Source organism: Brasilonema sp. UFV-L1 (assembly GCF_012912105.1).
Classification (GTDB): domain Bacteria; phylum Cyanobacteriota; class Cyanobacteriia; order Cyanobacteriales; family Nostocaceae; genus Brasilonema.
This window is the reverse complement of record NZ_QMEA01000063.1, coordinates 48,670-74,690: the sequence shown is the minus strand read 5'-3', so window position 1 is coordinate 74,690 and position 26,021 is coordinate 48,670. Positions and strand designations below refer to the sequence as shown.

Annotated in this window: 26 protein-coding genes, 4 pseudogenes and 1 riboswitch; of the genes and pseudogenes, 20 read left to right on the top strand and 10 right to left on the bottom strand. The window is 42.5% G+C overall.

Annotated features, from left to right (window positions below):
• Positions 1 to 31: 31 nt before the first annotated feature.
• Complete coding sequence (cobG, locus tag DP117_RS18785) at positions 32 to 1,594, bottom strand: precorrin-3B synthase (protein ID WP_169219794.1); 1,563 nt, start codon at positions 1,592 to 1,594, stop codon at positions 32 to 34.
• Between the two features lie 48 nt (positions 1,595 to 1,642).
• Positions 1,643 to 1,752: riboswitch (cobalamin riboswitch) on the bottom strand.
• A 62-nt stretch (positions 1,753 to 1,814) separates the two neighbouring features.
• Here cobG and cbiE point away from each other — a divergent pair.
• Entirely contained in the window at positions 1,815 to 3,047 is a 1,233-nt protein-coding gene (gene cbiE, locus DP117_RS18780; protein WP_169219793.1) for a precorrin-6y C5,15-methyltransferase (decarboxylating) subunit CbiE, read from the top strand.
• Positions 3,048 to 3,123: 76 nt separating this feature from the next.
• Here the strand turns inward: cbiE and DP117_RS18775 are convergent, their stop codons facing one another.
• Positions 3,124 to 4,524 (bottom strand): glycosaminoglycan attachment site, encoded by a 1,401-nt coding sequence (locus DP117_RS18775; protein ID WP_169219792.1) that lies wholly within the window; start codon positions 4,522 to 4,524, stop codon positions 3,124 to 3,126.
• Positions 4,525 to 4,665: 141 nt separating this feature from the next.
• Here DP117_RS18775 and DP117_RS18770 point away from each other — a divergent pair, with 141 nt between their 5' ends.
• The 7 genes and pseudogenes from DP117_RS18770 to DP117_RS37275 all read left to right on the top strand — a co-directional run bounded on the left by DP117_RS18770 (position 4,666) and on the right by DP117_RS37275 (position 6,875).
• Entirely contained in the window at positions 4,666 to 4,941 is a 276-nt protein-coding gene (locus DP117_RS18770; protein ID WP_169219791.1) for a hypothetical protein, read from the top strand.
• Positions 4,938 to 5,351, top strand: coding sequence for a PIN domain-containing protein (locus tag DP117_RS18765; RefSeq protein ID WP_169219790.1), 414 nt, complete (start codon positions 4,938 to 4,940; stop codon positions 5,349 to 5,351). Before DP117_RS18770 ends, DP117_RS18765 begins: the two co-directional genes overlap by 4 nt.
• Before the next feature lie 123 nt (positions 5,352 to 5,474).
• Positions 5,475 to 5,672, top strand: a pseudogene (locus DP117_RS18760) (DUF433 domain-containing protein); the annotation flags it as partial.
• A 10-nt stretch (positions 5,673 to 5,682) separates the two neighbouring features.
• Positions 5,683 to 6,024, top strand: a complete 342-nt coding sequence (locus DP117_RS18755; protein ID WP_169219789.1) for a DUF6883 domain-containing protein — start codon at positions 5,683 to 5,685, stop codon at positions 6,022 to 6,024.
• The gene (locus tag DP117_RS18750; protein ID WP_169219788.1) at positions 6,014 to 6,262 is read left to right on the top strand and encodes a DUF4926 domain-containing protein; all 249 of its coding nucleotides are present in this window, start codon (positions 6,014 to 6,016) and stop codon (positions 6,260 to 6,262) included. Before DP117_RS18755 ends, DP117_RS18750 begins: the two co-directional genes overlap by 11 nt.
• Before the next feature lie 85 nt (positions 6,263 to 6,347).
• A pseudogene (locus DP117_RS18745) lies at positions 6,348 to 6,577 on the top strand (addiction module protein).
• Positions 6,574 to 6,875: pseudogene (locus DP117_RS37275) on the top strand (type II toxin-antitoxin system RelE/ParE family toxin). Before DP117_RS18745 ends, DP117_RS37275 begins: the two co-directional pseudogenes overlap by 4 nt.
• Before the next feature lie 451 nt (positions 6,876 to 7,326).
• Here the strand turns inward: DP117_RS37275 and DP117_RS18735 are convergent.
• Positions 7,327 to 7,548, bottom strand: a complete 222-nt coding sequence (locus DP117_RS18735) for a type II toxin-antitoxin system HicA family toxin (protein WP_169219787.1) — start codon at positions 7,546 to 7,548, stop codon at positions 7,327 to 7,329.
• Complete coding sequence (locus DP117_RS18730; RefSeq protein ID WP_169219786.1) at positions 7,545 to 7,775, bottom strand: type II toxin-antitoxin system HicB family antitoxin; 231 nt, start codon at positions 7,773 to 7,775, stop codon at positions 7,545 to 7,547. The genes DP117_RS18735 and DP117_RS18730 overlap by 4 nt, the downstream gene beginning before the upstream one ends.
• 217 nt (positions 7,776 to 7,992) lie before the next feature.
• On the opposite strand from DP117_RS18730, the pseudogene DP117_RS37270 reads away from it, so the two are divergent.
• Together DP117_RS37270 and DP117_RS18720 are read left to right on the top strand one after the other, a co-directional pair.
• Positions 7,993 to 8,100, top strand: a pseudogene (locus tag DP117_RS37270) (acyl-protein synthetase); the annotation flags it as partial.
• Between the two features lie 382 nt (positions 8,101 to 8,482).
• Positions 8,483 to 9,205: a hypothetical protein gene (locus DP117_RS18720; RefSeq protein ID WP_169219785.1), complete on the top strand. Its 723-nt coding sequence runs from the start codon at positions 8,483 to 8,485 to the stop codon at positions 9,203 to 9,205.
• 35 nt (positions 9,206 to 9,240) lie between these two features.
• Here the strand turns inward: DP117_RS18720 and DP117_RS18715 are convergent, their stop codons facing one another.
• The gene (locus DP117_RS18715; protein WP_169219784.1) at positions 9,241 to 9,645 is read right to left on the bottom strand and encodes an NIL domain-containing protein; all 405 of its coding nucleotides are present in this window, start codon (positions 9,643 to 9,645) and stop codon (positions 9,241 to 9,243) included.
• 147 nt (positions 9,646 to 9,792) lie between these two features.
• Between DP117_RS18715 and DP117_RS18710 the strand changes: the two genes are divergently transcribed.
• Both DP117_RS18710 and DP117_RS18705 read left to right on the top strand, forming a co-directional pair.
• The gene (locus DP117_RS18710) at positions 9,793 to 10,392 is read left to right on the top strand and encodes a thioredoxin family protein (RefSeq protein WP_169219783.1); all 600 of its coding nucleotides are present in this window, start codon (positions 9,793 to 9,795) and stop codon (positions 10,390 to 10,392) included.
• 87 nt (positions 10,393 to 10,479) lie between these two features.
• Positions 10,480 to 11,541, top strand: coding sequence for a hemolysin family protein (locus DP117_RS18705; RefSeq protein ID WP_169219782.1), 1,062 nt, complete (start codon positions 10,480 to 10,482; stop codon positions 11,539 to 11,541).
• 34 nt (positions 11,542 to 11,575) lie between these two features.
• Here DP117_RS18705 and DP117_RS18700 read toward each other — a convergent pair whose 3' ends face one another.
• The 3 genes from DP117_RS18700 to murG all read right to left on the bottom strand — a co-directional run bounded on the left by DP117_RS18700 (position 11,576) and on the right by murG (position 14,601).
• Positions 11,576 to 11,806 (bottom strand): DUF6737 family protein, encoded by a 231-nt coding sequence (locus tag DP117_RS18700; protein WP_169219781.1) that lies wholly within the window; start codon positions 11,804 to 11,806, stop codon positions 11,576 to 11,578.
• Positions 11,807 to 12,309: 503 nt separating this feature from the next.
• A complete protein-coding gene (locus DP117_RS18690; protein WP_169219779.1) occupies positions 12,310 to 13,428 on the bottom strand; it encodes a DNA cytosine methyltransferase in 1,119 nt (372 codons plus the stop codon).
• 99 nt (positions 13,429 to 13,527) lie between these two features.
• A complete protein-coding gene (murG, locus tag DP117_RS18685; protein WP_169219778.1) occupies positions 13,528 to 14,601 on the bottom strand; it encodes an undecaprenyldiphospho-muramoylpentapeptide beta-N-acetylglucosaminyltransferase in 1,074 nt (357 codons plus the stop codon).
• An 85-nt stretch (positions 14,602 to 14,686) separates the two neighbouring features.
• Between murG and DP117_RS18680 the strand changes: the two genes are divergently transcribed.
• Positions 14,687 to 15,643, top strand: coding sequence for a nuclear transport factor 2 family protein (locus DP117_RS18680; RefSeq protein WP_169219777.1), 957 nt, complete (start codon positions 14,687 to 14,689; stop codon positions 15,641 to 15,643).
• Between the two features lie 69 nt (positions 15,644 to 15,712).
• Entirely contained in the window at positions 15,713 to 16,486 is a 774-nt protein-coding gene (locus DP117_RS18675) for an SDR family oxidoreductase (protein ID WP_169219776.1), read from the top strand.
• Positions 16,487 to 16,531: 45 nt separating this feature from the next.
• On the opposite strand, the gene DP117_RS18670 is transcribed toward DP117_RS18675, so the two are convergent.
• Positions 16,532 to 17,617, bottom strand: a complete 1,086-nt coding sequence (locus DP117_RS18670; RefSeq protein WP_248277714.1) for a serine hydrolase domain-containing protein — start codon at positions 17,615 to 17,617, stop codon at positions 16,532 to 16,534.
• A gap of 278 nt (positions 17,618 to 17,895) precedes the next feature.
• Here DP117_RS18670 and DP117_RS18665 point away from each other — a divergent pair, with 278 nt between their 5' ends.
• From DP117_RS18665 to DP117_RS18650, 5 genes are all read left to right on the top strand, one after another.
• Positions 17,896 to 18,114 carry a DUF1816 domain-containing protein gene (locus tag DP117_RS18665; protein ID WP_248277713.1) on the top strand — a complete coding sequence of 73 codons (219 nt, stop codon included), beginning with the start codon at positions 17,896 to 17,898 and terminating at the stop codon, positions 18,112 to 18,114.
• A 113-nt stretch (positions 18,115 to 18,227) separates the two neighbouring features.
• Complete coding sequence (locus tag DP117_RS18660) at positions 18,228 to 18,587, top strand: PRC-barrel domain-containing protein (RefSeq protein WP_169219774.1); 360 nt, start codon at positions 18,228 to 18,230, stop codon at positions 18,585 to 18,587.
• A 379-nt stretch (positions 18,588 to 18,966) separates the two neighbouring features.
• On the top strand, positions 18,967 to 19,362 hold the full coding sequence (locus DP117_RS18655; RefSeq protein ID WP_169219773.1) for a VOC family protein: 396 nt from the start codon (positions 18,967 to 18,969) through the stop codon (positions 19,360 to 19,362).
• 432 nt (positions 19,363 to 19,794) lie between these two features.
• Positions 19,795 to 19,926: a hypothetical protein gene (locus tag DP117_RS37015; protein WP_282440303.1), complete on the top strand. Its 132-nt coding sequence runs from the start codon at positions 19,795 to 19,797 to the stop codon at positions 19,924 to 19,926.
• 163 nt (positions 19,927 to 20,089) lie between these two features.
• Positions 20,090 to 21,649, top strand: a complete 1,560-nt coding sequence (locus DP117_RS18650; protein WP_211176187.1) for an NAD(P)/FAD-dependent oxidoreductase — start codon at positions 20,090 to 20,092, stop codon at positions 21,647 to 21,649.
• A 38-nt stretch (positions 21,650 to 21,687) separates the two neighbouring features.
• Here DP117_RS18650 and DP117_RS18645 read toward each other — a convergent pair whose 3' ends face one another.
• Positions 21,688 to 21,840 (bottom strand): hypothetical protein, encoded by a 153-nt coding sequence (locus DP117_RS18645; protein WP_169219772.1) that lies wholly within the window; start codon positions 21,838 to 21,840, stop codon positions 21,688 to 21,690.
• Between the two features lie 656 nt (positions 21,841 to 22,496).
• Between DP117_RS18645 and DP117_RS18640 the strand changes: the two genes are divergently transcribed.
• Positions 22,497 to 25,952 (top strand): ferritin-like protein, encoded by a 3,456-nt coding sequence (locus tag DP117_RS18640; protein ID WP_169219771.1) that lies wholly within the window; start codon positions 22,497 to 22,499, stop codon positions 25,950 to 25,952.
• Positions 25,953 to 26,021 lie beyond the last annotated feature (69 nt).

Sequence of the window (26,021 nt, the reverse complement as noted above, 5' to 3'; positions counted from 1 at the left end):
GGTAATTTTGTAGTATTGAAGAAAGTAGTTGTTAGTTGTTTGTTTGTTTACTAACCACTAACCACTCTCTTTTCTCAAATAATTGTTGCAAGTCTGCAATAATATACTGGTTGACGAATTCCCGAAATGATTGATTGGGAGTATTACGTTCTGCTATATATATTTGCAGCATCCGTTCTACCAATTGGGGTAATTCTGTAAAAGGTACCCAGCTGTAAATTTCTCGTCCAAATTTTTCGTTACTATTACCATCACCTACGCAGACTTTATAGCCTTCCACCACTTCCCCTTTATTTTCAATATTGAGACCAACAAGGGTAATATCGCTCTTGGTATGCTGAGCACAGGATTTTTCGCAACCTGTGAAGTGAATGTTGATTGCTTGGTCGAGAATCAGGCGACTGTCCAAATATTCAGCCAATGCAAGGGCATGACTTTTGGTGTCTGTTGCTGAAGACGCACATCCTGTATTACCAGCGCAAGCAACTAAAGCACTGTGAATGTGAGTTGCAGACCAATGCAATCCTAAATTGTCGATTTTACTTTGTATATTGGGAATCCACTGTTGAGGAATATCTGATATCAAGAGATTTTGCCAAGGTGTCAGTCTCAGTGTACCACTAGCGTAGGTTTCAGCTATATCCGCTAAACCACGCATTTGCCAAGTGTCTAACTTACCAACGGGTACCACAACACCAATGTAGGATAATCCTTTCTGTCGTTGGGGATGGACACCTATGTGCTTATATCGAATTGGGTTCACTTGTAGTGAGTCAGAAGGCGACAAAGAGAATTCCCCTTGTCTGTTTGTCTGTTTGTCTCCTCCTATTGTCTCTTTTTCCTGGAAAACCCGCCGCACTGGATAGGAAAGATGAGATTCAACTTCTTGCAGAAATCTTTCTATACCTAAATTGTTCAAAATTTCCCAAAGACGCGGCTGACGAGATTTGCGATGAGGAATTGTGTTTTCAGTCTTTACTGTTAGATGCTGCAAGTAGACTTTTGCTAATGCAGCCACAATTTCAATACACTCCTCTGGTTTCAACAGAATGCCTGTATCTATCAATGGTTCAAACACTGATGTACTCAAATTCAGTTTGAGGCGGAAGTAAACGTTATGATCAACCATAACTGCACTCAAGACGATATCGTTGGGGCGATCGCCAATCGATACAGAACCACCGCCATCAAATGCGACACTGAATTTCGGTGAAAGTGGTGCTAGCTCGGCGTGAGTGGTAATATAATTATCTAATTCACAGATGAGCGGTCGAATATCAATAAGTTCGTATAAGTTGATCCCAGCCGTGGGGCTACCCATGATATTACGCAAATGGTCAATCTCTGGAATAGCTGAAGCTACACCAATCTCCTGTAGGACTGTTAAAACATTACCGGGAATTTCTTTGCGGATTGCACGGATTTGAAGATTGGCACGATTGGTAATATTCGTGTAACCTTCTCCAAACTCGTCAGCTAAGTCAGCTATCACACGAAACTGCTGACTCGTCAATATTCCTCCAGGTATGCGGATGCGAGATAATGTACCGTCTCGCGCGGACGTTTGATAAAAAAGACCAGGACAACCAGACACGTTTACAACTCCTTCCCCGTGCGACGCGGAGAGCAGATAATCATTGTGTCTACAAGACACCCTTAGAGTCGGTATTCTGACTAGGGTTTACCCATTACAGCTGCGGCACAGTGCCAGAATTTCACCGGACTTTCCCGACTCTAAGTTTGTGTAGTTTAGCATGAGATAATAGCCATACCTCTTTTTGCCAAATCTTCTTAATTTTTCCATCAATCATTAGATGCAGAAATGGTTATCAGTTGTGGGTATTGGTGAGGATGGGCTATCGGGATTGAGTGCGTTCGCCTCTGGCGGGGCTTTGCCCATCGCCCGTTCTTTAGTTGAGCATGCACAAGTTCTCGTCGGGGGAAAACGTCATCTTGCCATGTTACCACCAGACGATTCACGAGAAAAACTCATTTGGACTTCCCCCATTAGTCATTCGATAGAAGAAATTCTCCGTCGCCGGGGTCAATCTGTGTGCGTCTTAGCAAGTGGCGATCCCATGTGCTTTGGTATCGGTGTCACTCTCACCCGCCACATACCCATTTCTGAGATGACTATCATCCCCGCCCCTTCATCCTTCAGCCTTGCCTGTGCCAGACTAGGATGGTCACTCACCGAAGTAGAGACATTAAGCTTAAACGCTCGTCCCCCTGCTCTCATCCAAACCGCTATCTACCCAGGAGCGCGTCTTCTCATTTTAAGCGAAGGCAAGGACACCCCGGCAATTGTCGCTGGTATCTTGACAAAGCGTGGTTTTAGTGGTAGTAAAATTACCGTCCTAGAACACATGGGCGGTTCTCAGGAGAGAATTATCGCAGGCACAGCCGCGTCATGGACAACAACAGAAATAGCTGATTTGAATACCATCGCTGTAGAGTGTGTTGCCGATGCTGGAGTCGTACCGTTACCTCGGCTGGCAGGACTACCAGATGATGCGTATCATCATGATGGACAGTTAACTAAGCGCGAGGTGCGAGCAATAACACTTTCTGCTTTAGCTCCCACGCCGGGACAATTGTTGTGGGATGTGGGTGCAGGGTGTGGTTCTATTGGTATTGAGTGGATGCGCAGTCATTCTCGGTGTCGGGCGATCGCCATAGAACAAAACTCCACTCGACTACAATATATTGCTGACAACGCCGCCGCTCTTGGTACACCTCATTTACAAATTATTGCAGGCAAAGCTCCCGCTGCATTGAAAGATTTGCCCCAACCCGACGCCATCTTTATTGGTGGTGGTGCAACGGCAGAAGGTTTATTCGAGGTGTGTTGGGAAGCTTTGTGTCCCGGTGGGCGTTTTGTTGCTAATGCTGTGACAGTTGAAAGTGAGCAGAAGTTGTTGCAATGGCACAATCAGGTAGGTGGGGAGTTAATTCGTGTTGCTGTGCAAAGGGCTGCTCCTATTGGCGGGTTTTTGGGGTGGAAGCCGATGGTGCCTGTGACGCAGTGGGTGGTGAGGAAGTTGTAAGGCAGAAGACAGAAGGCAGTATAATACGTAGAAAAACTCCGTTTAATAATGAGTTAGACGCACTGCCCCTACTTTATTAGATCATATTTGTATTTTCTTGTTCAGAAATTTGGTCGATTTTACGCCTGATTGCAGCATAAGCCTCCTCTTTTGTTGGAAACCACTCTGGAATACCAGTGGAGGCTATGCTGTCGTCCCGATTCGCCTGCATATATTGTGGGATGTTATAGCAGAGGCTATTGACTGCCTGTGCGCCCCAGTCTTCATCAATTGAGTCACAAGATACTACAACCGTCCATCTACGGTAGTGTGCCATGTGATTATCGCGAAAAGGTCCATTTTGTCCACCGACGTAGATTAATTTACTCTCTTGCCAAATTTCAGGACTCAATTCTTGATAAGGCTTTTCGCTGAGAGAGCGTTTGAACTCTACAGTATTCTCTCCAGAAACTATGCTTTGGCACATTCTCTGAAGTAAAAAGCCATCGGGCAGTTCTGAGAGATAGCTATCTGTTTGCGGATCGTAGTTATGTATCGCAACTTCTCTATTCTCAAACATTCTCAAATCGAGAGGATGTTTTGCGAATGGATTAATAAGGATATGAAGACCATCAAGAACCGTTTCTTGATAGTTTGGTCTCGGCTCAAAGAATGGTCGTAATCCTGTCACATTCTCTGCTTGAACTACTCTAGCTCCACTAAAAATTATCGGGTAACTTCCTTCTTTTGCAAGAGCGCGAACTTTAGAGAAAGTTGCTCTGTTGTTAAAGATGATTGCACTTACATCAGCCATTCTACTATCAGTAAATAATCCCAAAGGAATATCTACACCTGGGCTTTTCTGGACACGGAAACTTCTTGACTCACCAACGATAATAATTTCACCTTCCTGATTACCTGGAACTGTCAAAGTTGCCTCATAGGCGTAAAGAACTCGAACAATAGGTAGAGAATCTTGAGAAAAGAAAAATGGTTGTTCAAAAGGAGCAGCACAGATAACAAACGGTTTATTTGGAACGTGAGAAAGTTTGGAGTATTTGGAAATATATTTTTTGTATTTTGATGAGATTGCATTCGACAATCTAATAGTAGCAAGTCTCAGGATATCTTCCTTACTGGTCTTCTCAAATAATTCAATATTTTTCTCCCATTCTGGACGAAAACCGTTTGGATGATGAGCTGTAGTTGCTTCTGCAATAAACTCCCCATAAGGAGAACTAACTACGAAGTCTGGTGTCTCATACGAAAAGTCAACTGTACAACCAAGTTCTTTGAAGCAGGCAAAGAGATACAACTCCCAGAATGAGGAGTTAAACGTTGTTTGAAACTCTTTAACGAACTTATCATCTCGGTCAATAAACCCATCTGCCCAACCCTTGATAACTTCAAGTTCTGGGTTACACAATTGTGGTTGTGTAATGAATCGGAAATTGGGGTGTTGCTGTTCTTCAGGTACGATAGGTTTGAACAGATCCATAACGTTCTAAGATTTGAGTCAGTGCTGCACCATGTTAACTTATACTCGTCATGACGCTTGAGTTGTATGAGGTTGCTTTAACTCTCGACTTGAGCGAGGATTAGCTCAGAGCAGGTGATATTGCAACGTTGTGTTATAACAATGAATCCATCAACTATCGAACGGCAGCAATTGATTGAGATAATTAACGCCCTTCCAAATGAGGCATTGAGTGAACTTGCTAGTTTTGTTGACTATCTTCGTTACAAATCAACCAAGCACATAGAGGTAGAGAATAGCAGTTCTGACTTTTTACTTTCGATTGCAGGACTAGGAACTTCCGCTGAAAATGACCTTTCAGAGCGAGATGAAGAGATTTTACGCAATGAAGTTGATCCGGTTCGCGGTTGGAGTCTCAAGCCGGACAATCTTGCATGACAGCCATACTAGATACCAGTTTCCTATTCGCGCTAACAGATCAGGGTGACCGCAATCATTCTCGTGTTCTCACCATTGCTCAAACGATTCGTGAGCCACTCATTTTACCTGTTGCTGTTCTCCCTGAAATTTGTTACCTAATCGCATCAAGGTTAGGACATCAGGTAATGCGTCGTTTTCTACTCAAGCTTAGAGCTAGTGACACAAAACTCGAATCACTATCATTAAACGATATAGAACGAGTTAATGAGATATTGGAGCAGTATGCGGATAGTCAACTTGATTTTACGGATGCAGCAATAATCGCACTCGCAGAAAGAGAAAACATCACTCTTATACTCACTCTTGATCGCCGTGACTTTACTCTGGTTCGTCCAAAACACTGTGAGTACTTCGAGTTACTGCCCTAATGTATTGAATATAGTATTTTCCACGGTGCGCGGTATTGCCCTCTGAATAAGAGTAAGAGTTAAGTTATGGCAGTCGTGGGCTAGGATCAATAAGTTATCCGTTAGCGATAAGCTTTTGCTGTTATGAGATCCATAGCGCCTGTTGTTCATAGCGACCCCGATATATTGGGAGGAACTGCTGTTTTTGTTGGCACTCGTGTACCTGTCAAGACCATGCTTGATTATCTTGAAGCAGGTGATTCGCTTGATGAGTTTCTAGACCATTTTCCTAGTGTCAGTCATGAGCAGGCGATCGCAGTCTTGGAATTAGCAAAGGAAATGAGGTTTCAGTGTGAAAATTCCAGCAGATGCAATTATTCCAAACGACAAACTAACCCGCTATCTGCTGGTATACAAAGCAAGAAACGATAAGTCTAAGTTTCTAGCGCAGGCTGGATTCACTCAAGAAAATCCGGAAGCATTACAGACAGCTATTAAGTCACTTGCTGAGTTGGTCGAAGCTGTGGAAGATGGAACTAATGAATATGGCATCTTCTATCGTGTTGAAGGAGATTTGAACGGCCTTAATGGAGTGAACTTGTCAGTTGTTACAATTTGGCTACAACGACAAAGTGACGGCAAATTTCAGTTTGTCACCCTCAAACCTCGTAAGGAGTCTCACCATGACACTTGAGTTGTATAAGGAGGTTGCTTTAACTCTCGACTTGAGCGAATATCAGCTTAAAGCGGGTGATATTGCAACGTTAATTGATTTCGTTCCTCATCCTACTGGTGGAGAAAATGGTTGTGTACTGGAGGTATTCAACGCGGTGGGTGAGTCAATTGCAGTGGTTACTGTTCCAGTATCTGCTGTTGAAGCCTTGCGTGCCGACGAAATCTTAACTGTACGCTCTCTAGCACAAGCCAGTTGATGTGCTTCACAACAGTGCATACGTAACTGATGCCAGCTTATCGCTGTTACACTGTGAGCAGGATTCAATATTTTATGTATTGACAATGCGTTCAATTGAGCAACTGACAGAAGAAGTCCTATCTTTGCCAGTGCATCAAGGGCACTCCTAGCTGAGAAGCTGGTAGAAAGCTTGGAATTTGACACTCATCCAGCAATTCAGGCAGTTTGGACTACAGAGGCAAAAAGACGGCGAGATGAAGTCCGAAGTGGTTCTGTCCAACCAATTCCTGGGGAAGAAGCGTTAGCTCAGGTAAGGCAATTGCTTGAGCAATGAAGTATGTATTTCATCCTGAGGCGCTGACTGAATATCTGAATATGCTGAGGCTGTCCAATATTATACAGAGCGCCGTGCTGAGGTAGCGCAGGCTTTTATTGATGCGGTTGAGGATGCAATCTATCGAATTAGAGAGTCTCCAACTCGATGGCGCGCCATTGATGAGGATATTCGGCGATGTCTGACGCGAAAATTCCCGTATGGAATTCTTTATACAATTGAGCAAGACTACATCCTCATTTTGGCTGTGATGCATTGCAGTCGAGAGCCTGGATATTGGAAGAGTCGCACAGAGTAGAAGCCGCTCCGAAAAACCTATACAAAACTAGCAAAAGCTAGACATATCTGTACAAAGTCGGAGCGTGCAGACTAAGACCTTCGCGCTTCGCAGCGGCGCGATAGCGCGGTCTACGATTTTTGAGTCATGACACCTACAAATGAACGCCAGTTTGTAGCACTGTCGAAGGCGGTTAAGAAATCAGCAAACAGGTTTATAGCTGTAGTGCCGCTTTCCTAACAAGCTCTTAAATCATTGTCGAGGCTAACTTAACTGAGAAATCAGGTTGGCAGAATATGCCATATAAGCAGGTCTCGTTTGACGAGACCTGTACAAAATGACCAGAAATGTACAGATGTGTACAGAAATCAAGTTACAGCTTCCAACCCCCCATAATTGGTGGGGCGATAGCTTCGCTTGCCTTAGGCGCAAAGCGCACGCTACGCGCTTTTTGCAGATCGCCCTCAGTTGCTCACAGTAGTTCAACAAACTCGTCCACGGTCAAACCCACTTGCCGGATGATAGCACGTAAAGTCCCTCGATCTAGCTCCTTATGATCTGGTACAGTAACTATTGTTTTAGGTTCTTCGCGAACTAAAATGATGTGGCTTCCACGCTGCCGATTTACGACAAAGCCGATTTGCTGTAGTGCTCTAACACATTCTGCACCTGAAATGACAGGCAGCTTACTCATACTAGTACAACTTCAACTCTATCTTCTGGAATAGGCTGACCTTGCTCTTGCAGAACTTCGATGTAAAGAGCGATCGCTTCTTCAATATTCGCTACAGCTTCCTCACGAGTTTTCCCCTGGCTAATGCAACCTGGTAAACTCGGTACCTCAACGACAAAATAACCATCTTCGCCAGGATACAGCAGTACTTTGCGCTTAGATTCAGCTTGAGGTTTTGCCACTGTCATTACTCAACACTTACTCGGTGACTTCATCCAAATGCTAACACTCAACTAAACGGTATTGGTGGCGATGTCTGACGACAAGCCGCTAGCCCCTAAGGGGACGCTGCGCAAACGCGTCTACGCCCTCTGAATAAGGGTTGAGTTGAATAAGAGATTTTACGGAATGAAGTTGACCTGATTTGTGGTTGAAGTCTCAAGTCGGACAATCTTGCATCACAGCTATACTACAGAGGCAAAAAGACGGCGAGATGAAGTCCGAAGTGGTTGGACACAACCAATTCCTGGGGAAGAAGCGTTAGCTCAAGTAAGGCAATTGCTTGAGCAATGAAGTATGTATTCAACGCGCTGGGTGAGTCAATTGCAGTGATTGCAGTTCCAGTATCTGCTGTTAAAGCCTTGCGTGAGTCGCGAAATTCTAACCTGAAGTTCTTTAGCACAAGTGAGTTAATGTGCTTCACATCTTTACTCAGCTTACTCATAAACGCACAACTTCAACTCTGTTTTCTGAAATAGGCTCACCTTGCTCTTGCAGAACTTCGATGTAGAGAACAATCGCATCTTCAATATGAGCTAGTATTTTCAACTTTGGCTTGAACTACAAGTGAGTATGATCACCACTCATTAAGTAAAGAATTGCTACAATTTGCATAAAAATTTTACTTGATTATTTTATGCCCAAAGTTAATTTGGTGACTCTCAGAGGTGCTTAGATGCGCAGTCTAACAAACTTTACATTTACAGATATGGTTGAATGTGGGCTGGATCTGTGCCAGCTCGGTTTGGGCGTAGAAAGCATGGAGGCTGCTAGTAACAAAATTGTTCGGTATTTATACGAATCTCTAATAGACGAGCAAACTGGTGCTCCAGCCTGCGCTCTCATTCGCTGTTTTAAGACGCACTCTTATGACAAGCTTGATGCAGAATTGAGCAAGATAGTCTTTAGTCAGTTGGGCTATATCCCAGATTTGACTATGAAGTGCTTGATGATGCTGGCAACAATTGGCGACAAACCGGAATGGAACTCAAGACATACTTCCGTTGGACATAAGGTTATCCCCTTGGTTAGTGAAGATGTGGTTGCACAGTTTCCGATGATTTCACAACTGCTCCAACAGTTCGGCTTAGATGTGAGTACGGTTATCAGATCCTCTCGCCAACTGATGGTGGGAACTGAGGAGAAGAAACTTAACGTATTTCATGTACCTGTAGCACTAAAAAGCCCCTACATTCCTGCCCAAGAGTCTTTTGTGATTCCCTTTGGCATCAAGTCTGTACTGGGTTTTGGTGGTTTGTTGCCTTCGGGCAATTTGTTTGTTATAATTATGTTTTCAAAAGTGTTTATTCCCCGTAAGACGGCTGAAATCTTCAAATCCTTGGCACCAAATGTCAGATCAGCCTTATTGCGCTTTGATGAAAAAGCTATCTTTGCCTAACTGGGACTTTCTTTTTAGTGGTTCATCTGCCTTGTTCATAGATTCGTTGAAATTGCCTGCACAGGACAAGTAGGAATACACTGTTCGCAGACGATGCAGCGCGATCGCGTAAACGTCAGCTTATAACTTTGGGGATCAAGATTAAGGGCTTCTGTTGGGCAAACTCCGATACACAAGCCACAGTGAACACACAAGTCTTCATCAATGGCAATTTCTCCTAATGCTTGGGAGACAGTGATGTTTTGCGATCGCATCCACTCAATCGCTGCATCCAATTCATCAATATCTCCTGAAAGTTCCACCACTAGTTTACCGATTTGATTTGGTGCAACTTGAGCGCGAATAATATTTGCAGCAACGTTGAAATCTCTTGCCAATCGGTAAGTGACTGGCATTTGGACGACACGTTTGGGGAAAGAAAGAGTGACTCGTTTTTTCACAGTCTCATTGAGTGGATTTCCCAAGCATCTAGGGATACATTCATATTTTAGATCTGTGAATCTACAAACCGCCAAGAATACCAACTATAGATCACGAGGACGTTAAACTGGAGAAGACAATACTTAATAAGTTTTAAGAAATTTCTTATGAGTACCGATTCACCTGTTCATTCAAAAGAAACATCAGAATCCAAGAGTGGGGCGCGCTTGAGAAATTTCTTGATCGCAATCGTGGCGATCGCCCTTAGCGTAGCCTTAATTTTGGGATTCAGAACTGAGACAACCTCTGCAACTCTGTCTCAGTTAGATAAGCAGTCTACACCTTTAGAAGTTGCTTTAACCAATGGTAAGCCATCGTTTGTGGAGTTTTATGCTGATTGGTGTACTGTCTGCCAAAAAATGGCACCAGATATCGGGCAACTAGAACAGCAGTATGCTGGCAAAGTCAATTTTGTCATGCTGAATGTGGATAATACAAAGTGGCTGCCAGAGATGTTGCAATATCGAGTCGATGGTATTCCCCATTTTGTGTATCTCAATCAGAAAGGGGAGGCGATCGCCCAAGCTATTGGTGATCAACCCCGCACTATTTTATCTAGTAACTTAGAAGCCTTGGTTGCGGATTCGCCTTTGCCTTATGCTCAAGCAAGTGGGAGAGTTTCGCAATTTAATGCACCAGTTGCACCAACAACACCAACAAATAGTCAAGATGATCCCCGCAGTCATGGCGCTCAAGTGGTGAATTGATTTTGAACTTTCGATTTCCACACCAATTTTTCTGCGGCGAGGTAGTCCCTACATTCAGGGATGCAGTGAGTTCAGTTGACAAATGATATGCTACAGCTTGTTATTGTAGTCGTGACTGTGATTTTAGGTTCAGCGCTTTGTTCTGGTACAGAGACAGCGCTGTTCTCTGTTTCCAAGCTTAGAGTACGACAATTAGCTCAGTCAAAAAACCCTTCAGCTGTCGCACTTTTGGCGATTCGCGAAAACATGAATCGACCGATTGCGACTATTGTAATACTCAACAATACTTTCAATATTATTGGCAGTATTCTCACAGGTAGTATTGCTGCTAAAGTCTTAGGAGACACCTGGTTAGGTGTATTTTCAGGAGTCTTGACCTTCCTAATTATAATCTTTGGTGAAATTATCCCGAAGACAATTGGAGAGCGCTATGCCGAACAAATAGCCATACTAGCAGCTTTACCTGTGACTGGACTTTCTATTGTCTTCACACCCTTAGTTTGGATTCTAGAAACTGTTACTGCGCCCTTTTCCAAAGGTAAAAAAAGACCAACAACGAACGAAGCTGAAATAAAGCTATTGGCGAATATCGGTCAACAGGAGGGAATTATCGAAAGCGGTGAAGCAGAAATGATTCAACGAGTGTTTCGATTAAATGATTTGATAGCTGCTGATTTGATGACACCTCGAATTATGCTGACACATATACGTGGCAATTTGACTCTTGCCGAGGGAAAAACAGATATTATTACCTCACAACATACCCGGATTATTGTGATTGATGATTCGATTGATCAAGTTATTGGATTTGCCTTAAAACAGAACTTATTGACAGCCTTGGTTGAAGGAAAGGAAAATCAAAAAATTTCTCATCTAGCTCGAAAAGTTTGCTTTGTTCCTGAGACAATTCGGGCAGATAAACTGCTTAAAAACTTTCTCGAAGCCCATGAACATTTGGCAGTAGTAGTAGATGAATACGGGAACGTTTCTGGTGTAGTCACCTTGGAAGATGTGCTTGAAGTCATCACTGGTGAGATTGTCGATGAGACTGATAAAACTGTTGACTTGCAAGAAATCGCACGCAAGAAGCGAGAAAGAATGTTGCAGTCTATGGGTTTTGACAATACATCTTTAAACACAGACGAATAATGTACAGTCTCTCAACATCCACAATATCCTGTCCTTAATCTTCATACGACTCCAATATCCCACTACGGATCATAAGTTGGGGCCAAATTATCAAAAAGAAACCCATCCATGTTAGTACTGGTACACAGACAAGAATAGTTAACCAAACTGTCCTAAATATGACCCAGCTACCACTTATCAGCGTCACACCTGTGAGAAGAATAGACCAAGGCTGACACCACCACGGTTTGTATTTCCAAGGATTAATAGGCTTTTGTTCAGACATTTGTTTGACAGCGAATTGCAAATATTCCTTCAATTATCACCAAATATCTTAACTAATCTTAATTTATGTATTAATTTTACAAAATCTAACACAATCTTGCAATTGTTTTAGGGTTCGTTGCAGACATTTTTATCAGTATATTTACACAATCATGTTTTACTTGTATATAATATTTTCAGTAAGCCTTTGCTCGAAATTATAATCTAGTTTGCATGGCGCAGTATCCAGATATATCTTATACACATGTCCTATCTGAGCTTTCAGTTAATCGCAAAGATCCTTGTGAAGTAATCCGTGAGTTGATATCTAACTCTTATGATGCTCAAGCATCAAGAATTGAGATTTACCCCCTCTTACAGTATCAAGGGTTTATGTTCTTTGACAATGGTACTGGTTTAAGCGAAACAGAAGTTATCAATGGAATAACTCCTTACCAAGCCTTTTTCTCTATAGGAAAATCTACTAAAATCCCAGGTGAATTTATAGGTTATAAGTGCCCTTTTTTACCCCTCCACCACCTCACGCACCAACTGTGCTAATTTCTCCGTACTATCAGGAGTTGCGATACGCGGAGTGTCAAGCCTCTGGCTTATCGCCTTCGCAGCCTCCCCCATTTTTCGCAACTCTTGTGTCGGTGATTGACGTTGTTCTATCTCGCTTGGAGACAATCCGCAACGAGATTGCAGATAATCTCTAACACTTCCAGCTAAATAAAATGCAAATAATGGTGGTACTGCATTACCTACTTGATTAAAACAACTTGTTTGTGTTCCTGCAAATTCAAACCAATCTGGAAAGCTTTGTAATCTAGCAGCTTCTCTTAAAAACAAACGTCGCCGCCTACCACATGGTAATTTAATTCTGTGCATATCACCTGTTGCACCAGCTAAGTTTCTGCAGGTCAAAGTTCTTGCTGGTTTATCTAAATGAAGATCGCGGGGACGTTTGCAAAAAGATGCTTTTTCATACTTTGCTACATATTCATCCATGCTAGGTGTGAGAAACTTGGATTCTTCTGGAGCTAAAAACGCAAGTTCTCCTAAAGCTTCGCCAGCACTCACTTTTTTCTCGAATAGTTTAGGAAATTTGAAGTTGCCTTTGTGTCCCACTACTATAAGACGTTCTCGATTTTGAGGAACACCAAAGTCAACGGCATTTAATAATTTCCATTCAACTATAAATCCTAAATCCTGGAACTGTTGAACAATTTCGTCTAAATACCACTTGTTTTTATAAAGAAGTCCACGAACATTTTCAAACAACCAAATTTCAGGACAAAGCCTCTTGACTGCACTCAGAAAAATTGGAAATCCGTCTCGTGAGTCTTGTAGACCTTTTTGTTTTCCTCCGACACTGAAAGGTTGACAAGGTGGTCCACCTATGAGTACTTTGGCAGATGGTAATTCTGTCTGGTGTGTGAGGACAACCTGAGTACAGTTTCCCTTTAAGTTTTTTCTATACGTAACACAGGAATCAGCATCCATTTCAAACCCGTGAGTTGCAAATCCCTGTGCTTCAAACCCAACAGATAAACCACCACAGCCAGCAAATAAGTCTACCACCAGTGGACTGCGAGAAAATGCAGGTTTGAGGACATGATTTATCTTGTCTACGTAGTTCATCGTGAGTTAGGTAACTGATCTGTTGGTCTTTTGCGTTTCTTTTTGAATTTTGTTAGCGCAGCGGGGCGCAGCCCATTTTGAATTTTGAATTTTGAATTGTTACCTCTCCACCACCTCACGCACTAGCTGTGCTAATTTTTCTGCACTATCAGGAGTTGCGATCGCCTTCGCCGCCTCTCCCATTTTTCGCAACTCTTCCGGATGCTGTAACAAATCCAATACCTGACTTTGCAAAACTTCAGCCGTCAACTCTGATTGTTGAAACATGCTCGCCGCACCAACAGAGGTAAAAACTTTTGCATTGTAAGTCTGATGGTCTTCTGCTGCAAATGGGTATGGAATCAAAATTGCTGGTGTTCCACACACTGCCATTTCGATTAAACTACCTGCTCCCGAACGAGTAATTGCTAAATTCGCTCTTCGCAGTAAAGCAGCCATATTATCATAAAATGGTACACAAATATACTGCGGATGTTTCAAAGTCTCAGCTTCAGGATCCTTATCACCTGTCAAATGCACAACCCAAGCACCAGCATCAAACCAAGCACTGGCAGACTGTCGTACCAGCTTATTGATAGCAACTGCTCCCTGGCTACCACCAAAGACAACGATGACAGGAACATCCTGAGGAATAGGGAGATCCAAGGATGCTTCAATTTCTTCTGACAAAAATTGAGAACGTACGGGAGTACTAGTGTAAATTGTTTTGACGCGAGGTAAGTATTGAGAAGCTGCTTCAAAACCCACCGCCACTGTACTACACCAAGGTCCCAAAAAGCGAGTGACTTTACCTGGTAAGGCATTCGCTTCGTGGAGAATGACAGGTAAACCCAAGGAACGCGCTGCAATGACAGCAGGTGCAGCAATGTAACCCCCTGTCGTGAACACTCCCTGAAAATTTCCTTGTCGTAAAAGTTTCCTGACTTTTAAAATTGAACCAATCAGTTTTCCTAAAGTGCGAAGTGAAGAAATTCCAAAACCTTTCTGAAAACCTTCAACCGCAATCGTATTCAATCGATACTGCTTGGGAACAAGCTGAGTTTCTAATCGATTGGGAACACCAAGCCATTCGATTTGATAATCGCTCAAATGTTCAGCTAGTGCGATCGCCGGAAACACATGTCCACCAGTCCCACTAGCAGCTATTAATAACCGTATAGGGGTTTGTATCATCAACTCTCCACCCTGTTAGCGCTTAGCTTAACCTAAAATAAAACAACTTCCATCCCTTCTGTCGTCAAGTTGCCAATTATTACTCATGCCAAATTTTGCTTCCTTTTTACACAAACGTCAAACAATGTTGCAACCGACTCGCTTGCTAGTTTATTCCCTGCTGACACTCACTTTACTAACGAGTTGGAAATCTGCTCAAGCTAGTACACCTCAAAACACACTTCAAAACACACCTGCTTCACTGCTGACACTCGGTTTATTAACGAGTTGGAAATCTGCTCAAGCTAATACACTCCAAAATACACCCCAAAACACACCCCAAAATATACCCCAAAACACACCTCAAAATGCTCCTCAAAACACACCTGCTGAACTGAAAAACTTGTTGACGCAAATTGATGCAGCAGCAAGCCAACGTAATATCAAAGCAGTTATGCAGTTCTACAGTCCTAATTTCACTCACTCAGACGGCTTAACTCATCAAAATATGGAAAAAGCTTTAACTGCACTTTGGCAGCGATACCCCCAATTGAAGTACAGCACTCAGGTACAATCTTGGAAATCTGAAGGTAATACCATTGTTGCCGACACAGTAACTAATATCACTGGCATGCCTTCTTTTAACCGTGAAAACTCGGTCTTCAATGCGACGATTAGGTCACGCCAGCACATTGCAGGAGGCAAAATTATCCGCCAAGACATTTTGTCTGAACGTACTCAATTGACTTCTGGTACCAAGCCACCTAAAGTAGAGTTCAAGTTACCACAGCAAGTCAAAGTTGGTCAGCAGTTTAATCTTGACGCGATTGTCCAAGAACCTTTAGGTGATGATTATTTATTAGGAACAGCGTTAGAAGAACCTGTTAAACCAGACAAATTGCTGACTCCTACACCTGTGGATTTAGAATTACTTACATCTGGTGGAATTTTTAAAGTTGGACGCGCACCAGCTGTTCCCGGTAGTCAATGGGTTTCTGCTGTCATCATGCGTGGAGATGGCATGGTCATGATAACTCAACGGATACAAGTCGTGAAAAACTAATTATTAGTCATTGGTCATTAGTCATTAGTAAAATGCTTTTGACTGTTGACTTTTGACCCTTGAATAAAAATGCTTTCGATTCAAAATCAAATTGTTTTGATTACTGGTGCAAGCAGCGGTATTGGTGCGGCTTGTGCCAAAATATTCGCAAATGCAGGTGCAAAACTCATTTTAGCTGCACGACGGTTGGAGCGGTTGCAAGAGTTAGCAGATGAGGTGAGCAAAAACTTTGCGACTGACATTCATTTATTACAATTAGATGTGCGCGATCGCCTTGCTGTAGAATCTGCCATTTCTAGCCTACCTCCCTCCTGGTCTGAAATTGATATCTTAATCAACAACGCTGGTTTGAGTCGCGGTTTAGACAAACTCCACTCAGGCGACTTTCAAGACTGGGAAGAAATGATTGATACCAACATCAAAGGTTTGCTCTACTTGACTCGTTATGTTGTCCCTGGAATGGTGAAACGCGATCGCGGTCATGTTGTCAACATTGGTTCGATCGCTGGACATCAGACATATCCTGGTGGTAACGTCTATTGTGGCACGAAAGCTGCTGTCAGAGCGATTTCTGAAGGTTTGAAACAAGACTTATTAGGAACCTCCATCCGCGTGAGTTCTGTTGACCCTGGTATGGTAGAAACGGAATTTAGCGAGGTACGGTTTCATGGGGATACTGAACGTGCTAAAAAAGTTTACCAAGGAGTCAAGCCTCTGACTCCAGATGATGTTGCCGATGTAATATTTTTCTGCGTTACGCGACCAACCCACGTAAATATTAACGAAGTTGTACTTATGCCAGTTGACCAGGCTAGCGTTACCCAAGTGAATCGACGAAGTTAAAATAAAGCAATTTTACGGATGGAAGGTATTCCTTTCACCCGTTTGCTATACAGCTTCAAGAACACGCAATAAATCATTCACCATTCCATAAGGATGACCAATAACAGAAGTATTACAAAAAACTGCTAACGTCAGTTTGCGTCCGTGAAAATTGGGTAAATGCATCGCCCATAGATTATAACCAGGACCATCTCCACCATGCCCATACTTCTCACCATACCTAGATTCAGGATCTGCCATGATTCCTAAACCATAACAAGGTTTTTTATACCAAGGCTCGCGAGTACCAGTAGGTACAAGGGTGAGCATCTGCTCTAATTGTGTGGAAGCTAATAGTTTACCAGAGAAAAGACCGTCAAAAAATTTCACAACTTCTTCAGACGTAGAAGCAATAAGTCCTGTTGCACACCAATCTGGATGATAACGAGGAATGACATTCTCCATAATTCGTTCTGAATTTAGGTATCGACAATAACCAGGTGTCAGAACGCTTTTTGTGTCAACATGATGAGCAACATAAGTATTTTGTAAATTCAATACTGAAAACACGTTGTCTTCTAACGCTTGGGCAAATTTTTTACCACTAACTGCTTCAATCACTTCATACAGCAACATATAACCTGTGTTTGAATAACTCCATCCTTCTGGTGGTTCAAAATCGAGTTTTCCTGTACAGGTTAATTCAGCAACTTTCTCATGTGTCCAAGGAACGGAAGGATTTTCACAGACAGCAGGCAAATAATCTTCAAGGTTCGTGTAACTCGGTACTCCACTTGTATGATTTAGCAACCGACGCAAGGTGATAGTATCCTCAAATGGCATTTGAGGTAACCATTTCGTCAGTGGATCATCTAAATTTAACAGTTTATCCTGAGCTAAACGCAATAAGCAAACAGAAACAAAGGTTTTGGTAATGCTGTAAATGTAAAATGAGCGATTGACACCAAGAGGTTCTTTGGCATCAAGATCCGAGAAACCACTGCTTCCTAAGAAGGTTCCATGTTTCTCATCATTGATAGCAACATTGACACCCATACAGCCAGTGAAGTGAAGTGATTGGTTGAGTTGAGCTTGTAAAATATTTTCTAAGTTGCTATCCATCTGTTGAGGTAGTGCTTTTTTATTGACCATAAGTTTACTGTGAGCCAACTACCCCATTCATCCTCCCAGAGCAAAGGTTGAGTTCAGCCTCACAACTAAAAGCGGATATCTACCTATAAAAATTGGGTAAGTAACCGACTGAATTTGACAACTACTTTTTATAATCTAAAAAATAAATCAAATCTTCAGAAAATAAACTTTGTGGTCACTTTTGAAGTAAGTACCAAATCGGGAACGCGTAAGTAGTGCCATTAAGATAATTACACAGAACTGCCATGATTTTCACACCAACTATTGAAAAGGAGCTCATGAAAATGGACTGTTGGGTAGAAATTATCTCCAATAAGCCCTGCTGTACCTACTACTTTGGACCTTTCGATAATGTTGAGCAAGCTATTGTTGACCAAGATGGCTACATTGAGGATCTAGTTAACGAAGGAGCACAAGGAATTACTGTTCAGATTAAATGGTGTGAGCCAAAGGAGCTAACAATTTTCCCCAAGGATGAATTGGTAAAGAGTTTTTAAAATTGCAGAGAGTTTTATTACCTAGATTTAGCTTAATGACTCAGAAAAATAGAGTTGTCGTGAGAAGAGAGCACTTATAAAGCAGAAAACCAGATAAAAAACTGGAGAAAATTATGACACTTTTAAGAATTGAAGATTTTGAAGCAAGTTCCCGTCGTTCATTTAAGGAGCATGACCTCATGCACTTTGAAGTCTATACAGCTCAAGAGGAAAAGGCGGGGCAAGTAGTGGATATTTTGGTTGATGAAGCTGGACATTTTCAGTACTTGGTTGTCGAGCTTAATGACGGAATGACTAACAAGCAGGTATTACTACCTTACGATGAATCTGAGGTTGATCAAACGACAAGACGCATCTGCGTTAACAGACTTAACAAAGCGCAAGTTGCTGAGTTAATGCCTTACAACCCGGCTGACAACAAGGTCGTATGCGGATTTGATGAGAAAGTTTCTTCTTCTTCGTATCCGTTGTGATTACATAAAAAGCTTTAATTGTCAATCTTTACTCCAAATTTGTGACCACCACAACACTGTCCCAAATGTGACAGCCAGTGATTCAATACTCACCAGATAATCGCAGGCAGATAAAATGTCAGCGATTTTTTTTTGCTAAAGTCTGGCAAACTCATACTCATATCGACTATGATTTAAACAGATAGATGAAATTAAGAACCCACCAGGTATGCAAAGCCTTGTTGTCAGTGAGGTTACTCACTTAGATGCAGGATTTGCTGCAGTTTTCGGTGCTTTGCCGATTTAACTACTAATCAATGATCAGTTATCAGTTATCAATTATCGATTTGATAACTGTTCATTGATTCATGACACAGGGTTCGGCGCAAAGGAGAAAAATATGAACTTTATTCGCTTTGAACATATCAACGTTTCTTGCAAAGATATTGATGCAACCAAGAAGTTTTATCAAATCCTATTTCCTGATTGGTATGTACGCGCTGAGGGCGTATTTGAGGGTAGACACTGGATGCATTTCGGAGATAATCAATTTTATCTTGCCCTCAATGATCAAACGGATCAAGAGCGTGTACATACGCCCTATGAAAGCATTGGCATAAATCATGTCGGCTTTGTGATTAAAGATGGTGAAGCTTTGAAAAAACTGCTTGATACTGAGAAGATTGAATATTACACAATGACAGCCTCAGAAACCAAGCACAGAATTTATGTCAATGATCCAGATGGAAATGAGATTGAGTTCGTTGAATATAACCCTGAGTATGCATTGAAGTAGTCATTAATCACACCGACATCACAAGGATTAGGACAGAAACTTGCAATTGATTTTGCTTGTTTGATTTTTTGAAAATACCAAGGTTCATATTCCCGACTTCTTTGAGAAATCGGGAATATTGTTTTTCACGGAGCGCGTAGCGTGCCCTACGGGCATATGATTTAGGACTGCTATATATAGTTGTACATAATTAAAAGACAGACATATGACTTTTTAAGACTTTTAGAAAAATCTTTCGATAAGTTCCTAGAAATCTTATTTGAAAACTTCGTACTTTTTACGACTTTTTCATATCGTCTAATGTCAATAATCAACTTAAATTGCATTTAAGAAAGAAATCAAGTCTTTGATACTCTTATCCGTTTATGCATCAGATTCTAAAACAAGAAGAATTTAACAGCTAGCGTTTTTGCGTTAATTCAGGAGAAATCAATGTCGTTAACCATAGATGTAGCAATTGAAGCAGACACAAGACTTGCATTGTTTAAATCGCAAGTCTTGTGCGATCGCCTTTGCGATCGCCTGTCCTCCGGACTTTCGCGCAAGGGTTTGGCTGTCTACTGACGCATCACTTATCTATGCTTGTCATCTAACTGTAGTCTGATTATTTTTTTCACATAGCTTGAGCATCAAGTGCATAAAAAAAATTCCTCCGCCGTATGAAATTTTTGAAGCGGTTGAAACACCCGAAACAAACAACCAACTCATTGACTGGAGGAATTGAAAAATGGACACCACAGCAATGCTCGATATGTGCAAACTAGCAAACTTCCCCGAAAGTAGGCGCATCACCATTCTCGGCGCGGGGATTGCTGGTTTGGTTGCAGCCTATGAGTTAGAACGTCTGGGTCATCAAGTAGATATTATGGAAGCTAGCCCACGTATCGGTGGTCGAATTTGGACTCACCATTTTGGAAACGAACCTGACGCACCCTACGCAGAACTGGGAGCAATGCGTATCCCCAGTGAACATCAGCATACACTGCACTATGTATCCCAAATGGGGTTGGATGACAAACTCTGCAAATTTGTCACAGTCTTTGAAGAACAAAACGCCTTCATAAACATCCAAGACAAAACTTTCCGGATGAAAGACGCACCCCGCCTCGTTCAAGAGCGTTATCAAGGAATTTTTACCGACAATGATTACAGCGAGAAAACCCAACTCTTTGCTGGATGGCTGAAAACCATCGTCGATACTATTTCTCCTGGTAACTTGCGTGAAAGTTTGGAACAAGACTTGAAATCACATTTAATGGATGAATTAGAAAGACTGGATTTAGAACCTTATTTTAGCGAAGACGGCGAAACTATCGACTTACAAGAATTTCTCAAAGATAACCCAAGTTTTCGCGCTCGTTGCAGCAAAGCTTTGGATATGTTCTTCAGTGACATCTTAGTTGAAACTAGTCACGATTTATTACAACTCAAAGGTGGAATGGATCAACTCATCCAACGTCTGGTAGCATCAATCAACTCTCCGATTCAGTGCAACCAAAAAATAGTGGCAATACGCGTATGTCAAGACCACGTAGAATTGGATTACTTGGAAAATGGACAGTTGCATACCCGCAGTTGTGACTATGTGTTATGCACTATTCCTTTCTCAGTCTTGCGGAAGATGAAGTTAAGCGGATTTGATGACAGAAAATTAGAATCTATCGACAACACTATATATTGTCCAGCAACCAAGGTCGCATTTCACACAGAACAAGCTTTTTGGGAAAAACAAGGTATCAAGGGTGGTGCATCTTTCAGTGGTGATGGCGTTCGCCAAATATACTATCCTTCTGTGAAATTCAACCCTGAAAGTGGTAGTACGATTCTTGCTAGTTATACTATCGGCGATGATGCACAACGCTTGGGGATGATGTCTGAGCAAGAGCGTCATGCTTATGTCAAGAATAGAGTCAGCAAAATTCACCCAGAGCTGAAAACTCCTAGTATGGTTTTAAATATGGCTTCAATTGCCTGGGGTAATTACGAGTGGAGTGCTGGTGGATGCACTGTTCATTGGAGCGATGATACGTCTGATGAATCGAATCATACTGTCAATTACTTAGAAGCTGCTAGACCACAAAACACTCTCTTCTTTGCTGGCGAACATTGTTCTAAATACCCTGCTTGGCTTCAGGGTTCTATCGAGTCTGCACTTTTCGCTGTGTACGATATTGTTTCTCACAAACCAACATTGAAAGCAAAAAAAAAGTACTTGATGAGGAGTTTGACAAATGGTAAGACTCTAGAAGGCGTTGCTGAATCAGCGTATGAATTGTCATTCTGTTAGCGCAGCGTGTCCGCAGGACAGCGTAACGAAGTGAAGCGTTAGCGCAGCGTGTCCGCAGGACATAGAATCTCTGCAGATGCTTCATTTCGCTTCGCTACATTCAGCATGACAAAACTAGATTCATACTTCAAATCAGCAACGCCCTCTAGAAGATAACCAACCATTACAGGGTTGTCAAATGGCTTAATCATCTCAACTCGCCCGTTCAATAGATTTGGAAGGTTGAGAACATACAGTAGAATTCAGAAGTCACGCCCGTCAGAAGTAAAAGGGTTTTCGCCCTCTGATTTGCTCCTGTGCTGCACTTATTATGCCTCTGTTCAAATCTGTAACTGCATAAGTTCGACTGACTCAACTCTATATATTTGTTGTGACCTTATGACTATCAACCCTGACTTGTTCAAGGAACGCTATTTATGAAGAAAAACAAAAGAAAACAAGATAGTAGTCTTTGAGACAAAGACAATGTATCTGGGAGTAAACTTAACACGTATTCACAATGCTTCAAACAAAATATGACCGCAAGCTCCTTGATGTATTAAAGTTAACAAAAAATCAATGTATATGTAAAACATATAGATAACAAGCTTGCTGTCAATGAGGTATTTTTCTAACATAAAGAAGGGCTGAAATATTTCTAGATACGGTTAAACTTCAGTACAGTCTCATATTTTGTTCCATTTCAATACAAATCAGTATTTATCGGGAAAATTAATCATCTCGTGTTTTAACTCCCATAACTTGCCCACTTTCCCGATTTGTCAGATAAACACAAATATTCAGCAAAGTCCTTATTTTCTTTCCTACCTTCCCTTTTTGTCCAAAGTCATAAAAATGGTTTTTTAAGATGAGTATCTTAAATTTTCCCCGGCTGCACTTTCAAGGTTTCGCACGCATCCACGCCCCTACAGGACATAAAAACGGTCTGGTAGATGTCAGTAGCAACACAGTCTACATGAACGGTAAGCCATTTGACCAGCAGCGTAGAGCGTCCGAGTACCACGAATACCTGTATAACTTAGGACCTCGGTTCAATGCTCAAGGAGAATTAGATGAAAATGGTCCCTTCAGCATGGCAATGGGGTGGGACTTTGGCGGAAACGGTCACTTCTCGATTGAAGCACAAATTGTCAGCACACAACGCGAGTTTGGACAGATTGACCAACACGATCCAGTTGTCGGACGCAGTGTTGATTTATGGGGTCACTACAATGATTACGTCAAAACAAGCTTCAATCGCGCCCGCTTCTTTGAATGCGATCCAGCTTCCAATTGGACTAACACAATTATGTTGGGTCAATTAACCTTCGGACGCCTTGGTGGTTCTCACGAAACCCCAAATATGGTTTCTGGACCAATTTCAGGTCTGCAGTTAGCCCGTTGGCAAAACTTCAACCATATCCGCGAATTACCTCAACACTGTCTCAATAGTGAATTTAAACGAGCAGCCGTTTATCAATTTACTGTCCCCAAAGATACTCAAGATTTCCTTTGGGGTGAAGAAGTCGCCCAGTCACCAACAGTATCAATGTTACGAGAAGCAATGAATCGTGATGATGTGTTGGGGTTAGTTGTGCAATTGGGCATCAGTAATATGTCTGCACCAGTTCAGCCTGACTCACCAACTTTCTGGGAACTGCACGGAACTATCGGATTATGGTGTCAAGATGAACTCAGCACTTATCCTCACGGACGCTTGCTCACTCCTCGACGTGCGGCGGAATCGGAAATAGAATCTCGACCAATGTCTAACCTCACCTTGCAAGTCACCCCTCAAGGCGTGAGTTTAAACATGGTCACAGCAGTACCCTGTGTAGGACGCGCCCCCAAACCGGGACCAGGACCAACTCACGCTATTGGTCCCAAACTTGACTTGGGTGATTTGGAAGTGCGTACCGTTGACAGCAAAAGGTTGATAGCGCGGATACCAAAGGAAAAATACCAACACCAAGCGCATCAACTCACCAGTGGAATTGTAGATGTTCCTTTAGCAGAACCGCTTGAAAACTTGTCTGAGGAAATAGAACAGCAAGGTTTATGCATCCTTGGGACAGCACCTAACGGACAACCGCAAATTCTCGTTCAAGAAGAAGAAATCAACCTTCAGATAGATGACGCTTGTTTATTTCTAGAACATCCAAACTGGAAGCGTGGTGAAGACCATGCAGTCGAGTTAGAAGTACGGTCTTTCGTCCGGGGGCGTCCTGCACCAGTTGAGTCTGTCTATCTGCGTCAGTTCTACAACCCAAAAGCCTTTCCTCAACTACGCTACGAGTTTGAAAGCGATCGCGCCAACGTAGATAAGACTTTCCACTTTCCTCGCAGCAGTGAAATGGAAATTGTCCACTTCAAGCCAGGAAAGCGGGAGTTTCAGGGAGAATTTACCCCCACATGTGCAATTTCCACTGACTACAAGGGGCGCGCTTGGGTAACTGTGCGCGGTGCCAAATCAGGAACGACACGAGTTTTGCTATCTGCTCACTCTGAAGATTTAGTTTGTGATTCGGCGTTGCACAAAAAGGGGATGAAGTACGAACCGCCAAGTCGCCAAGAGCGCAAAGAAAATAATATCATCCCGCAAATATGCAATGCCTGTGATTCTAATGACTTAGACGAAGCGGAAATTGCTTATGACAATGATGATAAACTCGGATTTTGGGGTGGTGCTGGCTTCTTTGCTGTTCGAGTCATGAGTGATGACTGGCACCTAGAAGACATTCCTGATCAAGCTGTAGATTTTAACTTAATCTACGAACACGTTCTAGCTTTCTACGAGTTAAGTTTCTCGTTTATGAAAGTAGATGTCTTCAGTCTCGCTGACCAATGCAAGGTAGAAACCTATGCGCGTTTGATGTGGCAGATGTCTGACCCTCGCAACAAATATAAGACTTACTATATGCCTCCAACGCGCGATATGTCTCAAGCCAAGTCGATGCTTTTGCTGAAGTTTCTGCAAAATCAGCAGCGAGTCGGCTACGTCCCAAGTGCAACTCCAGAACCAAAGCGTACCCAACGCACACTCCAGACGCGAGAGGAGTTAGTAAGTGCGCTAAAACAAGCGGCGGAGTTGGAAGTTGCTGTCATGTTGCAATACATCTATGCAGGATACTCTATTCCCAACTATGTCACTGGTCAGGAATATGTACGTCGGGGTTTATGGACTCCTGAACAGTTACATTTAGCTTGTGGTGACGGGAAAGAAGTCAAAAGTTACGGGATGCGCGGTGTGGTGCTGGAAATTTCCCGCGAGGAAATGATTCACTTTTTGATGGTTAACAATATATTGATGGCGATCGGGGAACCTTTTTATCCAGCAGTCCCCAACTTCCGGGAACTCAATGGACGCTTTCCCATTGATGTAGACTTTGCTCTTGAACCATTGAACGCCACCTCTCTACAGCGTTTTATGCGCTTGGAGATGCCCGACTTTTTAGAAGAAAACCTCAGCAATGAACCAGCAGGAGGCGATCCTACAGTTCACCACCTGCACGGTTATGGTTCTTTGAGCGAACTGTACCATCAGATTCGCGAAGGGCTGAAGAATATTCCAGATTTATTCATGGTCAAAAAGGGTAATGTCGGTGGCGAACATCGTTTATTTTTACGCGATGACTTTAACAAGGTTCACCCAGATTACCAGTTTCAGGTAGACGACCTCAACAGCGCACTTTTTGCCATCGATCTTATTGTCGAACAGGGAGAGGGATGTCATGCCAAATCACCGAAATTTGAACGTTCTCACTATCAACAATTTCGTCGTCTAGCAGACGCGCTTTCCTCTGAGCAGATGACCAATGCTGAAACAGGATGCAAAATACCGTGGAACCCTTCCTATCCTGCTTTGCGTAATCCTTCCTTACATTATCGAGATTATAACACTAACGTTGTCACTGTTCCCCAAACCAGGGCAGTCATGGAAATATTCAACGAGAGTTATTTCCTGATGATACAACTTATGGTACAGCACTTTGGATTGATGCCCACTGGTAGTCTGCGGCGTTCAAAGCTGATGAATGCTGGTATTGACGTGATGACAGGAATGATGCGTCCTTTAGGAGAGTTGCTGATGAGTATGCCCTCAGGCAAAAGCGGTAAAACAGCCGGACCATCCTTTGAGATAGAATCTCCTAGTTATATTCCCATGCCAGAAATCGCAATGAGTGCGATCGCCCGTCGATTTGAGCGATTAGGACATCGGGCGCGTGAGTGCGAAGTTATCCCCAGCAGTGTCTACGAGATATTCGAGTTTTATGCCAGATTCTTTGAAGACCTGGCTCGTCATCCCCAGTCTTTATTGCATTAAAACAGTACACAGTAAAGGAGTCACCGAGTCAGGAGTCGAAAAACTAAATTCTTCATTTCTAGGACTTAC

Excerpts from the sequence above, each read along its gene's own strand:
- murG (WP_169219778.1), bottom strand. The coding sequence starts at position 14,601 with ATGATACAAACCCCTATACGGTTATTAATAGCTGCTAGTGGGACTGGT.
- cbiE (WP_169219793.1), top strand. The coding sequence starts at position 1,815 with ATGCAGAAATGGTTATCAGTTGTGGGTATTGGTGAGGATGGGCTATCG.
- DP117_RS18705 (WP_169219782.1), top strand. The coding sequence starts at position 10,480 with ATGCTACAGCTTGTTATTGTAGTCGTGACTGTGATTTTAGGTTCAGCG.
- DP117_RS18700 (WP_169219781.1), bottom strand. The coding sequence starts at position 11,806 with ATGTCTGAACAAAAGCCTATTAATCCTTGGAAATACAAACCGTGGTGG.
- DP117_RS18775 (WP_169219792.1), bottom strand. The coding sequence starts at position 4,524 with ATGGATCTGTTCAAACCTATCGTACCTGAAGAACAGCAACACCCCAAT.
- DP117_RS18675 (WP_169219776.1), top strand. The coding sequence starts at position 15,713 with ATGCTTTCGATTCAAAATCAAATTGTTTTGATTACTGGTGCAAGCAGC.
- DP117_RS18690 (WP_169219779.1), bottom strand. The coding sequence starts at position 13,428 with ATGAACTACGTAGACAAGATAAATCATGTCCTCAAACCTGCATTTTCT.
- DP117_RS18655 (WP_169219773.1), top strand. The coding sequence starts at position 18,967 with ATGAACTTTATTCGCTTTGAACATATCAACGTTTCTTGCAAAGATATT.
- DP117_RS18735 (WP_169219787.1), bottom strand. The coding sequence starts at position 7,548 with ATGAGTAAGCTGCCTGTCATTTCAGGTGCAGAATGTGTTAGAGCACTA.
- DP117_RS18730 (WP_169219786.1), bottom strand. The coding sequence starts at position 7,775 with ATGACAGTGGCAAAACCTCAAGCTGAATCTAAGCGCAAAGTACTGCTG.
- DP117_RS18650 (WP_211176187.1), top strand. The coding sequence starts at position 20,090 with ATGGACACCACAGCAATGCTCGATATGTGCAAACTAGCAAACTTCCCC.
- DP117_RS18680 (WP_169219777.1), top strand. The coding sequence starts at position 14,687 with ATGCCAAATTTTGCTTCCTTTTTACACAAACGTCAAACAATGTTGCAA.
- DP117_RS18710 (WP_169219783.1), top strand. The coding sequence starts at position 9,793 with ATGAGTACCGATTCACCTGTTCATTCAAAAGAAACATCAGAATCCAAG.
- DP117_RS37015 (WP_282440303.1), top strand. The coding sequence starts at position 19,795 with ATGTCGTTAACCATAGATGTAGCAATTGAAGCAGACACAAGACTTGCA.
- DP117_RS18770 (WP_169219791.1), top strand. The coding sequence starts at position 4,666 with ATGAATCCATCAACTATCGAACGGCAGCAATTGATTGAGATAATTAAC.
- DP117_RS18645 (WP_169219772.1), bottom strand. The coding sequence starts at position 21,840 with ATGATTAAGCCATTTGACAACCCTGTAATGGTTGGTTATCTTCTAGAG.
- DP117_RS18665 (WP_248277713.1), top strand. The coding sequence starts at position 17,896 with ATGAAAATGGACTGTTGGGTAGAAATTATCTCCAATAAGCCCTGCTGT.
- DP117_RS18720 (WP_169219785.1), top strand. The coding sequence starts at position 8,483 with ATGCGCAGTCTAACAAACTTTACATTTACAGATATGGTTGAATGTGGG.
- DP117_RS18750 (WP_169219788.1), top strand. The coding sequence starts at position 6,014 with ATGACACTTGAGTTGTATAAGGAGGTTGCTTTAACTCTCGACTTGAGC.
- DP117_RS18640 (WP_169219771.1), top strand. The coding sequence starts at position 22,497 with ATGAGTATCTTAAATTTTCCCCGGCTGCACTTTCAAGGTTTCGCACGC.
- DP117_RS18670 (WP_248277714.1), bottom strand. The coding sequence starts at position 17,617 with ATGGTCAATAAAAAAGCACTACCTCAACAGATGGATAGCAACTTAGAA.
- DP117_RS18660 (WP_169219774.1), top strand. The coding sequence starts at position 18,228 with ATGACACTTTTAAGAATTGAAGATTTTGAAGCAAGTTCCCGTCGTTCA.
- DP117_RS18765 (WP_169219790.1), top strand. The coding sequence starts at position 4,938 with ATGACAGCCATACTAGATACCAGTTTCCTATTCGCGCTAACAGATCAG.